Here is a 13,975-nt window from a genome sequence, read left to right as displayed (position 1 = left end):
CTCGATCAACAAGTAGGGGACAAACCTACCGATAACTTGATTTCAGGCAACACATTTGAATCATGACCACTTACTTCATTACCCGCCACTCCGGCGCAATCGACTGGGCACGGCAGCAAGGCATCGTAGTCGACCATCAGCTCGCTCATCTGGACATCGACATGATCGATTCGGGCGATACCGTTATCGGTAGCCTCCCGGTCAATCTGGTCGCGGAGGTTTGCGAGAAAGGCGCTTCCTATATCCATCTGTCCCTCCGGATTCCCGAAGACTGGCGGGGTAGGGAGCTCACCGCCGAACAGATGGTCGCTTTCGGAGCCAAACTGGAACGCTACCGGCTCAAGAAAAGCGATGAACCATTACAATAAGAAAAAACCATGCGTAACATTCTCCTCTGTACCCTCGGCGCCAGTTGGGCCGTCGTTCCGGAAGTCTACGCCTTTCTGGCCCCCGGGAAATTCCCGCTCTACCACCATCATCCCCAACGTGAAAAACTGTTAGGCCTTAGAGCACAATATAGGCTTGCCGAGCCAGACGAGATCTGGGTCTGTACGACCCAGGGCACGCAAAGAAGCCTCGATTCCCTGAAAGCGTGGATTGCCTGCTGGCCGCGCTCGCCCATTCTTAGAGTGTGGCGGGCAGAAAGCACCGACCAGCTTGCCACGCAGCAGGAATGCGCCGCCATTCGCGAATTGATCGTGCGCGCCTGCCTCAAGGCGCATCACCACAGCGGCGGCGGCCAGGTCGTGCTGTCGCTTGCCGGCGGGCGGAAAACGATGAGCGCGGATATGCAATGGGCCGGCAGCTTGCTGGGCTGTCAGGCATTGCTGCATGTGATCAGCGCCGATGGGTTGCCGAAGGAGTTTCGCGAGGCGCTGCCGTCGGTGTTTACCCAGCCGCTGCCCCCGGAGTGGGCCGCGCTGGTGACGCCCTTGGTTGCCGGCCAGACCGTCCGTAGCGACCTGCTGGATATCAAAGTCGATGCGGCTGAGCCCATCAAAACCGAAGACTATCCGCTTCCGTTGCCCGAGGCCGGTCAAATCGCCACTTTTGCCGATAGCGGCGCGAGCCTCGGCCAGGAACTGTCCAAGCGCGAAAAAGCCAGCAGCCGCCTGTTCGGCAACTACCTGCAGGACATCAGCCGCGATGAAACGCACGAAAACTGGCGTAGCCTGTATCGCTTGCCTCCTCGCCGAATCGATCAACTGCGTAATTCCCGTCTGACCGAAAACCATCGGGATTGGTTAACCGCTCTGCCTAAGGCCGATTTACACCGCCACCTCGGCGGCTGCCTGGATCTGAATGCCCAGCGCCATGTCGCTCAGGCGATTTGGCGAAATCTGACCGAGCCGGAACAGCGGCAAGCGCTTCAGGATTGCCAGCCGCTGCTGCAAGCGGAAACATGGGCCTGGGATTGGCCCGTATCCCTGAAAGCCAACGGCACGCGCAGCCATCGGACAGCCGCCTTGTTGCTTCACTCCAGCGATCAGCAATTACAGCACAATCTCTGGTACGTTACCGAGCCGCGCATCGGGCTGAAACAACGGCACGAAAAAGGCTTTGCCGCTTACGAACGTCCCGGCGAATTGACCGGCTCGGCCTTGCTCGGTCATCCCGCCGCGATTGCGCCTTACGCGCAGGCCGTGGTCGATCAGGCCGTTGCCGAAGGACTGGCTTATATCGAGCTGCGCGGCAGCCCGCAAAAATACGGCGACAGCCTGGCATTTCTCGAGTCGTTCCATCAGGCCTTGAATGACAGCCTGACAAGTTTGCCGACAGAAAAAAAACCTTGCTTTCGCTTTATCATCATCGCCGATCGCCGCGCCAAGGAAATCGAACTTGCGGATACCATCCGTCAAGCCGTTATCGCCAAGCGGCGACTGCCCGATTTCATCGCCGGGCTGGATTTGGCCGGCGACGAACAACAAACTCAACCGGAGGCTATCGCGCATCTTTTCAACCCCGCTTTTGCGGAATGTTTGCCGATCACCATTCACGCCGGCGAAGGCGAAGCCGCCGAATCCATCTGGCAGGCAACTTATCATCTGCATGCCGATCGCATTGGCCACGGTTTGACTCTGAACGACAACGACAAACTCGCGCAACGTTTCCGGGACCGCAGCATCTGCCTGGAACTGTGCCCCACTTCCAACCGCGAAGTTGTCGGCTTTCATGACCCGCGCTATTCCGAAAGCCGGGATTGTCCGCCGTATCCGTTGATGGAACTTTGGCGCAAAGGGCTGCCGTTGACCCTGTGCACCGACAACCCCGGCATCAGCCGCACCAGCCTGGCGGACGAATATCTCGCCGCGGCGGCCATGTCCGGTTACCGGCTCAGCCAATGGGATGTGCTGGCGATGATCAAGCAAGGTTTCGTCCACAGCTTTCTTAGCGCCCAGCACAAGGAAAAACTGCTCAAGCGCATTGACGCTCAACTCTACATCCAGCTTACTGAGAACCCATGACTATCAGCACTCACCTGATCCTGGTATCGGCGCAGCCGATACCCAACATTACGCCGATCCTAGACGACAGCTTGCGTCCGCAGAAAGTCGTGATGCTGGTCAGCCCCGATATGACCGAGCGCAGCCAGGCGCTCGAAAACATCTTCAAGCCGCGCGGCATCCGTATCGAACGTTGTACGATCGACAACCCCTGGGATGCGGAACACATCAGCGACCGGATACTCGACCTGCTTGCGCAATATCCGGACGGCGGCATCGCCCTCAATGCGACCGGCGGCACCAAACTGATGAGCATTGCCGCTTACGAAGCCTTCCGCAGTTGCGAACTGCCCATTTATTACATTCATCCGGAACAGGACCGGCTGCTTTGGCTGTCGCCCGGCAAACCCGCGCAGGACCTGGCCGACTGCTTGAGACTGAAGGATTATCTGATGGCCTATGGCGCCGAAAAAGTCGAAATTCCGGAACCTGCCGGCGTTGCCGAACCCATTCGCCGGCTGACGCGCCAACTGATCGCCGACATCGATCGCTATGCGTCCGAATTGAGTACGCTGAATTATCTGGCGCTGAATGCGGATAACCCTCAATTGACTGTCGAAATCGACTCTGGCCCTCAATCCCGACCTCATCTCTGGGAGCTGCTGGATTTATTCGAGCAAGCGGGATTATGCAGGATCAACGGCCATTCCCTGAAATTCGTTGATGCGCAGGCCCGCTTTACCGCCAACGGCGGCTGGCTGGAAATGTTCGCCTATGCGGAATGCTTGGGGCTGAAGAAAGCTTCGGGCATCCAGGATATTGCCTGTAACATTACGATAAGCCGGCACCCTGCCGGAAAAACAGCCGTAAAGAACGAAATCGACATCGGCCTGATCAAAGCTAACCGGCTGCATTTAATCGAATGCAAAACCAAAAGCTATAGGGACTCGACGCAAGGCGCGGATGTATTGTATAAACTCGACAGCCTGCGAGATTTGATGGGCGGCCTGCAGGGCAAGGCCATGCTGATCAGTTTCAATACGCTGGACAAAAGCAGCCGTGCCCGTGCAAAAGAACTGAACATTACGCTTTGTAGTCTTTCCGAGCTGAAGAATTTACAGCAGCAACTGAAAAAATGGCTCAGTCCCAACGGTTAACTTTTCAAATATGAAAAATCTTGGCAACCCTATCTGTAACCATCTGAAAAATAGAGGAGAGTATGAACGAGCTATTTGAATAACAGACCTTATAAAGAAGGGATTAAGACCTAAATAGTCGTATTGTCTTTTAATATGTTCGAAATTTGAATAACAGACCTTATAAAGAAGGGATTAAGACACAGCGTAAAGAGTGCGCTAGTGATTAGCGCACTCTAATTTGAATAACAGACCTTATAAAGAAGGGATTAAGACTGTCAATAAATTCACTAACATCTTTGTCATTTTCATATTTGAATAACAGACCTTATAAAGAAGGGATTAAGACAAAGCGTCATTGTCAATAAATTCACTAACGTCTATTTGAATAACAGACCTTATAAAGAAGGGATTAAGACTCACCTAAAGTTTCAATGTGAAATAACATGATAGATTTGAATAACAGACCTTATAAAGAAGGGATTAAGACGAGTGCGTCAGATGCGAGCTTTTGGGCTTTGTGAATTTGAATAACAGACCTTATAAAGAAGGGATTAAGACTTTCGATCGTTGCGTTGTATTTGTTCATATCTTTAATTTGAATAACAGACCTTATAAAGAAGGGATTAAGACAAAATCTCCATAGATGATCCCTCTCAAAAGTAAGTATTTGAATAACAGACCTTATAAAGAAGGGATTAAGACAGAATGTGGCTCATCAATTTTTGATTCATGTATTCATTTGAATAACAGACCTTATAAAGAAGGGATTAAGACACAATTTTTTATAAAAGAATTTAAGGTTCAAATCCATTTGAATAACAGACCTTATAAAGAAGGGATTAAGACTTCGTTTAGCTTCTTCTTCTTTCTCTAACATGACATTTGAATAACAGACCTTATAAAGAAGGGATTAAGACTAAGATAGTCGGTTTTAAGTTTAGTTCAATAATCCATTTGAATAACAGACCTTATAAAGAAGGGATTAAGACTGAAATTCTTCTAACCTTTTCGCCGTGACTCTAGATTTGAATAACAGACCTTATAAAGAAGGGATTAAGACTTCTTGAAGCTTAGCCGTTCCATAGAGCCTGAGAATTTGAATAACAGACCTTATAAAGAAGGGATTAAGACCTCATCATTGGGATATAGTTGTTTGATATATGAATTTGAATAACAGACCTTATAAAGAAGGGATTAAGACGCTCAAGCGCTCCGAAGAGCCATTTAGCCAAATGTATTTGAATAACAGACCTTATAAAGAAGGGATTAAGACTCCTTTTCCACTCTGTAGTCATTTGTAGAGCCTTATTTGAATAACAGACCTTATAAAGAAGGGATTAAGACAACTGCCATTAGCTTGAGTGATGTTCTCAAACCCATTTGAATAACAGACCTTATAAAGAAGGGATTAAGACTTTTAGTTCCTCCCATAATTTTTCCCATGACCTAATTTGAATAACAGACCTTATAAAGAAGGGATTAAGACCGTCCATGTACACCGTAGTGTCGGTGTACCGAACATTTGAATAACAGACCTTATAAAGAAGGGATTAAGACAATCATTTGGGCTGCCTTCTACGTTGAAGGGTATATTTGAATAACAGACCTTATAAAGAAGGGATTAAGACGATTGAATCAGCTCTACATTCTGCGTTACATCGTTATTTGAATAACAGACCTTATAAAGAAGGGATTAAGACCATTGTCTATAGTTCTAATTACTGAGAATCTTTTAATTTGAATAACAGACTTTATAAAGAAGGGATTAAGACAGTTTATCAGTTAATGAATGGATAAGGGCAATTAAATTTGAATAACAGACCTTATAAAGAAGGGATTAAGACTGCTATGAACCAGTGTTACGTTGGATAAGAAATCATTTGAATAACAGACCTTATAAAGAAGGGATTAAGACAGCACATCATTGTAGACTTTATGCGATAGGAATTTGAATAACAGACCTTATAAAGAAGGGATTAAGACCCCTGCAGCATAGAGACTTTGATATTTCCGTTTATTTGAATAACAGACCTTATAAAGAAGGGATTAAGACTATGGGCACTTCATCTATGCAGCGGAAAAACTTCATTTGAATAACAGACCTTATAAAGAAGGGATTAAGACATAGGTTGATAAGGCAAAGTCTTTGAAGCCAGCTTATTTGAATAACAGACCTTATAAAGAAGGGATTAAGACTCGAACAAACCTGTAATACAGGTTTCCTTGATGGATTTGAATAACAGACCTTATAAAGAAGGGATTAAGACAGTCTTTAGATATCCTAACTGCTGCTCACCTTGAATTTGAATAACAGACCTTATAAAGAAGGGATTAAGACAAATCTCTGCTCGATTAGTAAGTTAGCCTTTACATTTGAATAACAGACCTTATAAAGAAGGGATTAAGACCTACATTGAAGGTTAGGCCCTCCTGCAGGGCGTTATTTGAATAACAGACCTTATAAAGAAGGGATTAAGACTCAGTTAGTGTGATCATAATACCTCTAATTAAACATTTGAATAACAGACCTTATAAAGAAGGGATTAAGACCCTTGAAATTGCGACCATAGTCTTTCCGCTACATAATTTGAATAACAGACCTTATAAAGAAGGGATTAAGACTTTCATGTTCATAATAAGCTTCTTCCTATTGGCAAATTTGAATAACAGACCTTATAAAGAAGGGATTAAGACAGTAATTCGGCGCGCAATGCGGATTCAGCGACTATTTGAATAACAGACCTTATAAAGAAGGGATTAAGACTTAATCACGTCGATGAGGTCTTCATCGCCCAGGCATTTGAATAACAGACCTTATAAAGAAGGGATTAAGACTCTAGTTACTGAGAATCTTTTAGTATAGTATAATTTGAATAACAGACCTTATAAAGAAGGGATTAAGACCTTTATGATGAGCGTTGACTTATCACTATCATAAAATTTGAATAACAGACCTTATAAAGAAGGGATTAAGACCATTCTCATCATATATATACAGCTCTTTATTAAGATTTGAATAACAGACCTTATAAAGAAGGGATTAAGACTTGATTTGACATTACACACAATGCGTCTACGCTCAATTTGAATAACAGACCTTATAAAGAAGGGATTAAGACCAAGCGATTTTTGACATTCTTGCGCGCTTGTTCAGATTTGAATAACAGACCTTATAAAGAAGGGATTAAGACGCCACCTATTAGTTAGTTAGTTCAAGAATCCATTTGAATAACAGACCTTATAAAGAAGGGATTAAGACACGGTTGTATCGTTATAACGGACGTGCCGATAAATTTGAATAACAGACCTTATAAAGAAGGGATTAAGACGGGTTATCAACCCCCCCTATCAGCCATTACGTTAGATTTGAATAACAGACCTTATAAAGAAGGGATTAAGACCCCCTGCCCTTTACTAAATTGGCGGCAGAGTTCATTTGAATAACAGACCTTATAAAGAAGGGATTAAGACTCATTTTTCTTACTCCAATTAGAATGTTATTCAAATTTGAATAACAGACCTTATAAAGAAGGGATTAAGACGTAGTCCCTGAAACCGGGTTCCATCGATTCAACATTTGAATAACAGACCTTATAAAGAAGGGATTAAGACACTTCTCAGACCAACAAAAGTTAGCTTCTCCGCAAATTTGAATAACAGACCTTATAAAGAAGGGATTAAGACGCAGGGTTACGATGGTATTTTTGTTGATAGCCATTATTTGAATAACAGACCTTATAAAGAAGGGATTAAGACGAGTACCTTACTGGGTTACCAGTAACTAGTTCATATTTGAATAACAGACCTTATAAAGAAGGGATTAAGACATGTCTATAAGACATGTTTCCTTGATAGCCTAATTTGAATAACAGACCTTATAAAGAAGGGATTAAGACCTTGACGTACCGGTAAGACATGTTGCCCTGGTAGCCATTTGAATAACAGACCTTATAAAGAAGGGATTAAGACCTCGATCAAGAGTAACTCAACACCATAGCCCACGATTTGAATAACAGACCTTATAAAGAAGGGATTAAGACCTAAAGATTCGTCACAATACACCGTTGTATCGGTATTTGAATAACAGACCTTATAAAGAAGGGATTAAGACGCCAGCGCGTTGAACCGTTTCCAGCTCATGCAATATTTGAATAACAGACCTTATAAAGAAGGGATTAAGACGACGATGGATGGGATATTGGTATCGATCAGATCATTTGAATAACAGACCTTATAAAGAAGGGATTAAGACATATCAGTCAATGCATTGTCTACCATGTTTAAAAATTTGAATAACAGACCTTATAAAGAAGGGATTAAGACCCGGACAAGTCTGTAGGACATGTTGCCTTGATGTCATTTGAATAACAGACCTTATAAAGAAGGGATTAAGACAATATTGGTGTCGAGTAGGTCGATTTTTTTACATTTGAATAACAGACCTTATAAAGAAGGGATTAAGACGAACGAATCTGTAGTACATGTTTCCCTGGTGACCATTTGAATAACAGACCTTATAAAGAAGGGATTAAGACCCCGGTAACTTGGTAGTGTTCTCTTTGAATGTTGATTTGAATAACAGACCTTATAAAGAAGGGATTAAGACCCCGGTAACTTGGTAGTGTTCTCTTTGAATGTTGATTTGAATAACAGACCTTATAAAGAAGGGATTAAGACTCCTCATGTTTATCAATATACGCCAGGGCCTCCTATTTGAATAACAGACCTTATAAAGAAGGGATTAAGACGGACGTGCCGAACGTACATGTTTCCCTGGTAGCCTATTTGAATAACAGACCTTATAAAGAAGGGATTAAGACTCATACGGTGAGGTGTATGGTTCAGCCAGATATGATTTGAATAACAGACCTTATAAAGAAGGGATTAAGACTATCAGCCATCGCATTGATAATCATGTTCAAAACTATTTGAATAACAGACCTTATAAAGAAGGGATTAAGACCAACAACGGCGGGAATATTAGTGTCTACAAGGTCATTTGAATAACAGACCTTATAAAGAAGGGATTAAGACAACTCCTTATTTGCGAATAATACATTCTCCTCCTATTTGAATAACAGACCTTATAAAGAAGGGATTAAGACACGTGTCGTGAGGAACAAGTCGCCCGACATTATACAATTTGAATAACAGACCTTATAAAGAAGGGATTAAGACTACGGTGAGGTGCACCATTCAGCCAGATGTACACGATTTGAATAACAGACCTTATAAAGAAGGGATTAAGACCTTTATCAAACCAGTCAGCATGTCCCATTTATACCATTTGAATAACAGACCTTATAAAGAAGGGATTAAGACTTTTCAATGAAGTCCAGAGCCTCCTCCTCGGTGGCATTTGAATAACAGACCTTATAAAGAAGGGATTAAGACGGCCGGCAACTTGGTAGTGGCCTCTTTGATTATTGATTTGAATAACAGACCTTATAAAGAAGGGATTAAGACCTAGGCTAGCTAGGCTAGTCAATGGAGGAGTAGTATTTGAATAACAGACCTTATAAAGAAGGGATTAAGACCTATAATCGTTTGAGCTGCCCTCGATGTTGAAGGTATTTGAATAACAGACCTTATAAAGAAGGGATTAAGACTACACCATCTGGAGCAACTGCTCCGAGCTGTAATTTGAATAACAGACCTTATAAAGAAGGGATTAAGACAGTTGTTTTACTTTAGTTACCGCTTGCTTAAGATTTGAATAACAGACCTTATAAAGAAGGGATTAAGACCTAGCTAGTCAATGGAGGAGTAGAACTCCTCCAAGTATTTGAATAACAGACCTTATAAAGAAGGGATTAAGACAAGTACTCATCGTAGTACTTCTCCTCGTTCTGCTATTTGAATAACAGACCTTATAAAGAAGGGATTAAGACTTACGAATCTGTAATACATGTTGCCCTGGTACCCGATTTGAATAACAGACCTTATAAAGAAGGGATTAAGACTACTGGCTACCAGTACTAGTTCATCGGAATAGCCATTTGAATAACAGACCTTATAAAGAAGGGATTAAGACTTGTATAATCGGGAGAGAATATGAGCATATTTCATTATTTGAATAACAGACCTTATAAAGAAGGGATTAAGACTGTAAAACAATACTTCTAACATGATCTTTCTCCTGAAAATTTGAATAACAGACCTTATAAAGAAGGGATTAAGACTCGCAGTACACGGTGGTGTCCGTGTACTTTACGAATTTGAATAACAGACCTTATAAAGAAGGGATTAAGACACGAACCGGTAGTACAGGTTTCCCTGATAGCCAATTTGAATAACAGACCTTATAAAGAAGGGATTAAGACTAAGTTCATCGGACTAGCCCATCCTTGGGCTATTCATTTGAATAACAGACCTTATAAAGAAGGGATTAAGACAGGTTTCCCTGATAGCCAGCCACCTGGTAGTGGATTTGAATAACAGACCTTATAAAGAAGGGATTAAGACTGTACTTAACGTACCGGTAGTACATGTTCCCTTGGATTTGAATAACAGACCTTATAAAGAAGGGATTAAGACTGTACTTAACGTACCGGTAGTACATGTTCCCTTGGATTTGAATAACAGACCTTATAAAGAAGGGATTAAGACATGTTCCCTTGGCAGCCTGCTACCTGGTAGTGGATTTGAATAACAGACCTTATAAAGAAGGGATTAAGACGGAGCTCCTCCTGTTTCATCACGTCGTTAAAGACATTTGAATAACAGACCTTATAAAGAAGGGATTAAGACGTGTACCTTCATGTTATCCTCCTAAGATTGCTCTATTTGAATAACAGACCTTATAAAGAAGGGATTAAGACCACATAGGTCGGACACGCTTCGAGGAACTGATCATTTGAATAACAGACCTTATAAAGAAGGGATTAAGACATTATTGTTGCTCATTGTTGTACTCCAATTATAAATTTGAATAACAGACCTTATAAAGAAGGGATTAAGACCTAGTTTTTGAATTGTACCTTTTTATGCGCCGCAGCTTTTCCCTTGTAAACCACAGCTTCTAAATCGGTACGCTCTTCCTCCGTGAGTCGCACTCTGTATTGCTTAGCCATATCGCCACTCTCATCAGGGAAATTCCTCGATAGGGGACTACTGATCCGACATTTCAAGATTGACTGAGTACTAGGCTAAATTGAGGATTGCCGAGATCATTTCCGGGAATTGTCGCTAATGCCCGATAAAGGCTAAAATAGTGGGCTAAATCCCTTCAATTCACAATGGAATTCAATGACAATTACTACACGTTTTGCTCCGAGCCCCACCGGGTACTTGCATATCGGCGGTGCCCGTACCGCGCTTTTTTCCTGGCTTTACGCCCGCAAGCATGGCGGCGACTTTATCTTGCGCATCGAAGATACGGACCTCGAACGTTCCACGCAGGAATCGGTCAATGCGATTCTCGAAGGCATGACTTGGCTCGGCCTTGAATACGACAAAGGACCGTTCTACCAAACGCATCATTTCGATCGTTACAAGGAAATTATTCAGCAATTACTCGCTCAGGGCGATGCTTATTATTGCTGCTGCAGCAAGGAAGAGCTGGAAGCGGTGCGTAACGAGCAAATGGCTCATAAAGAAAAACCCCGTTACAACGGCAAGTGCCGGGATAAAGGCTATAAAGGCGACGACGGACGCGATTATGTGGTCCGTTTCAAAAATCCGCAGGACGGCGCCGTGACGATCAACGATCGGGTCAAAGGCGAGATTGTGGTTGCCAATAAGGAACTGGATGATCTGGTGATTGCACGGACGGACGGTTCGCCCACTTATAATCTGACTGTCGTGGTCGACGACATGGATATGAAAGTGACGCATGTGATCCGCGGCGACGATCATATTAACAATACGCCCCGGCAGATGAACATTCTGAAAGCGTTGGGAGCTCCTCTGCCGTTATACGCGCATTTGCCGATGATTCTCGGTCCGGACGGCGCGCGGCTGTCGAAGCGGCATGGCGCGGTCAGCGTGATGCAATTCCGCGACGACGGTTATTTGCCGGAAGCCCTGCTGAATTATTTGGTGCGCCTCGGCTGGTCGCACGGCGATCAGGAGGTTTTTTCGGTCGACGAGATGGTCGAATATTTCGAACTGGAAAACGTGAATGTTTCCGCCTCGACTTTCAATACCAAAAAGCTGCTGTGGCTGAATCACCAATATATTATGAACAGCGATCCGGCGCATGTCGCGCGTCATTTGAGCTGGCACATCGGCCAGCTGGGCATCGATCCTTCGGAGGGGCCGGCGTTGGTCGAAGTGGTGAAGGCGCAAAGGGAGCGCAGCCAGACTCTGGTCGAGATGGCGCGGGCGAGCGCTTTTTTCTATCGCGATTTTGATGAGTACGATGAAAAAGCGGTTAAAAAGAATTTCAATGCCGAAGCCGGGGAGGTACTGGCCGCGTTGCACGACCGGTTCGCCGAAACCGATGACTGGCAGAAAGAAGCGCTGCATCAGGTAATCGTCGATCTGGCTGAAGCGAAAGCATTGGGCATGGGCAAGGTGGCGCAGCCGCTCCGCGTGGCGGTGACCGGTACGGCCGTTTCGCCGGCGATTGACGTGACCCTGGCGCTGCTCGGCAAGGGTAAGACTTTGTCCAGAATACGAAAAGCGATCGAGATGATAAAAAGTTTAAATTAAAGTTGGACAGAAACCGTAATTACTGTACAATAGTCTTTCTTAACTGATGGGGCCATAGCTCAGCTGGGAGAGCGCTTGCATGGCATGCAAGAGGTCAGCGGTTCGATCCCGCTTGGCTCCACCAAATCAGTCGGATTGAAACTTAATTTGTTGTCCCCATCGTCTAGCGGCCTAGGACACTGCCCTTTCACGGCGGTAACAGGGGTTCGAACCCCCTTGGGGACGCCATCTTCGAAGGGCTATCCGAATGAGGATAGCCCTTTTTTATTGCCTGCGATTTAGGTACCCTTAGCATTTCGCAGCAATCCTACAAAACCTTGTCCATTTTGAGTGAAAGAGCAATTATTCCGGACGACCCAGCTTCAGAGAATGAGGGCCGGCGGGCAAACCGCCACCGGTGAAAAGGGTTGACGCCAATACGTTGGCGCAAGCCATTGCGAACATCGTCTCGGCCCCTGGATATGGCAACCGTGCCCAACGTATCGGCGAACCGATGCAAGCCCGCGATGGCATTGCCGGAGCCGTCGAGTTACTGACGGTAAAATTTCGAGCCGTTATTCAAGACAAGAAAGGAGCATAAAGTGAATACCCTGTTTGATTCGCTCAAGATCGGCGACCTCGAATTGCCCAACCGTATCGTGATGGCGCCGTTGACCCGCTGCCGTGCCGGCGCGGGTAGAGTGCCCAATGCGCTGATGGCGGAGTACTATACGCAGAGAGCCAGTGCCGGATTGATTTTAAGCGAAGCGACCTGTATTTCCCCGCAAGGTGTCGGCTATCCGGATACGCCGGGCATCTGGTCAGAAGATCAGGTCGAGGGGTGGAAACAAGTCATTCGCGCAGTGCACGCTGCGGGTGGGCGGATTTTCTTACAGTTATGGCACGTTGGCAGGGTCTCGCATCCGGATTACCTGAACGGAGAATTGCCGGTGGCGCCGAGCGCGATTGCGCCTGCGGGTCATGTGAGTCTGTTGCGGCCCCAGCGCGAGTTCGTGACGCCAAGGTCGCTGGAGACGGCTGAAATTCCCGGCATCGTCGAGGCCTACCGGAAAGGTGCGGAAAATGCCGAACGGGCCGGGTTCGACGGGGTGGAAATCCATGGTGCCAACGGTTATCTGCTCGACCAGTTCCTGCAGGATAGCACCAATCATCGCGAAGACGAATATGGCGGCTCCATAGAAAATCGGGCCCGACTGCTGCTGGAAGTTACCGATGCGGCGATTTCCGTCTGGGGCAGAGGCCGGGTCGGAGTGCATCTTGCGCCCCGAGGCGATGCGCATTCGATGGGCGATTCGCAGCCTTTGCAGACATTCGGTTACGTCGCAGAACAACTCGGCCAGAGAGGCGTCGCCTTTATTTTTACCCGGGAGTCGCTGGGGGCCAACCGCATCAGCCCGGAATTGAAAAAACGCTTCGGCGGCGTTTTGATTGCGAATGAAGGATTCGACCGCGATACGGCTCAGCAGGCGATCGCTGCAGGCGAAGCGGATGCCGTTTCGTTCGGCAAGGACTTCATCGCCAATCCCGATTTGGTGCGCCGCCTGCAACTGAACGTGGCGTTAAACCCTTATGATGCCGCAACATTCTACGGCTACGGGTTGCCCGATCCGAAAGTCGGCTATACGGATTATCCTTGTTGGGACTCGTCCAAAAGGACAGGAAAGATCAGCCAATAGGGTTGCATCGAAATTTCCTAATGCTACACCCCACCTTTTTCTCTTGGGGCCAGATAGGGCT

The 13,975-nt window shown here is 45.8% G+C and carries 6 protein-coding genes, 2 tRNA genes and 1 CRISPR repeat array; all 8 genes read left to right on the top strand.

Annotated elements, in window-relative coordinates:
* Window positions 1-62: 62 nt before the first annotated feature.
* The 8 genes from csx16 (at window position 63) to CC94_RS0118570 (ending at window position 13,914) form a co-directional block, all read left to right on the top strand.
* A complete protein-coding gene (gene csx16, locus CC94_RS0118605; protein ID WP_005372356.1) occupies window positions 63-368 on the top strand; it encodes a CRISPR-associated protein Csx16 in 306 nt (101 codons plus the stop codon).
* Between the two features lie 9 nt (window positions 369-377).
* A complete protein-coding gene (locus CC94_RS0118600) occupies window positions 378-2,465 on the top strand; it encodes a CRISPR-associated ring nuclease (RefSeq protein ID WP_031431775.1) in 2,088 nt (695 codons plus the stop codon).
* Window positions 2,462-3,601 (top strand): Card1-like endonuclease domain-containing protein, encoded by a 1,140-nt coding sequence (locus CC94_RS0118595; protein ID WP_031431774.1) that lies wholly within the window; start codon window positions 2,462-2,464, stop codon window positions 3,599-3,601. Before CC94_RS0118600 ends, CC94_RS0118595 begins: the two co-directional genes overlap by 4 nt.
* 73 nt (window positions 3,602-3,674) lie before the next feature.
* A CRISPR array of direct repeats spans window positions 3,675-10,545; the repeat unit is 37 nt; unit sequence ATTTGAATAACAGACCTTATAAAGAAGGGATTAAGAC.
* A gap of 286 nt (window positions 10,546-10,831) precedes the next feature.
* Window positions 10,832-12,238, top strand: a complete 1,407-nt coding sequence (gene gltX / locus CC94_RS0118590) for a glutamate--tRNA ligase (RefSeq protein ID WP_005372348.1) — start codon at window positions 10,832-10,834, stop codon at window positions 12,236-12,238.
* A gap of 48 nt (window positions 12,239-12,286) precedes the next feature.
* Window positions 12,287-12,362, top strand: a tRNA-Ala gene (locus CC94_RS0118585).
* Window positions 12,363-12,390: 28 nt separating this feature from the next.
* A tRNA-Glu gene (locus CC94_RS0118580) sits at window positions 12,391-12,466 on the top strand.
* Window positions 12,467-12,635: 169 nt separating this feature from the next.
* Entirely contained in the window at window positions 12,636-12,818 is a 183-nt protein-coding gene (locus CC94_RS0118575) for a hypothetical protein (protein WP_031431773.1), read from the top strand.
* 1 nt (window position 12,819) lies between these two features.
* On the top strand, window positions 12,820-13,914 hold the full coding sequence (locus CC94_RS0118570) for an alkene reductase (RefSeq protein WP_005372346.1): 1,095 nt from the start codon (window positions 12,820-12,822) through the stop codon (window positions 13,912-13,914).
* Window positions 13,915-13,975: the final 61 nt, after the last annotated feature.

This window comes from Methylomicrobium agile, from assembly GCF_000733855.1.
GTDB lineage: Bacteria > Pseudomonadota > Gammaproteobacteria > Methylococcales > Methylomonadaceae > Methylomicrobium > Methylomicrobium agile.
This window is presented reverse-complemented; position numbering and strand designations above follow the sequence as displayed.

Coding starts and splice junctions, on each gene's coding strand:
- csx16 (WP_005372356.1), top strand. CDS start 63: ATGACCACTTACTTCATTACCCGCCACTCCGGCGCAATCGACTGGGCA.
- CC94_RS0118600 (WP_031431775.1), top strand. CDS start 378: ATGCGTAACATTCTCCTCTGTACCCTCGGCGCCAGTTGGGCCGTCGTT.
- CC94_RS0118595 (WP_031431774.1), top strand. CDS start 2,462: ATGACTATCAGCACTCACCTGATCCTGGTATCGGCGCAGCCGATACCC.
- gltX (WP_005372348.1), top strand. CDS start 10,832: ATGACAATTACTACACGTTTTGCTCCGAGCCCCACCGGGTACTTGCAT.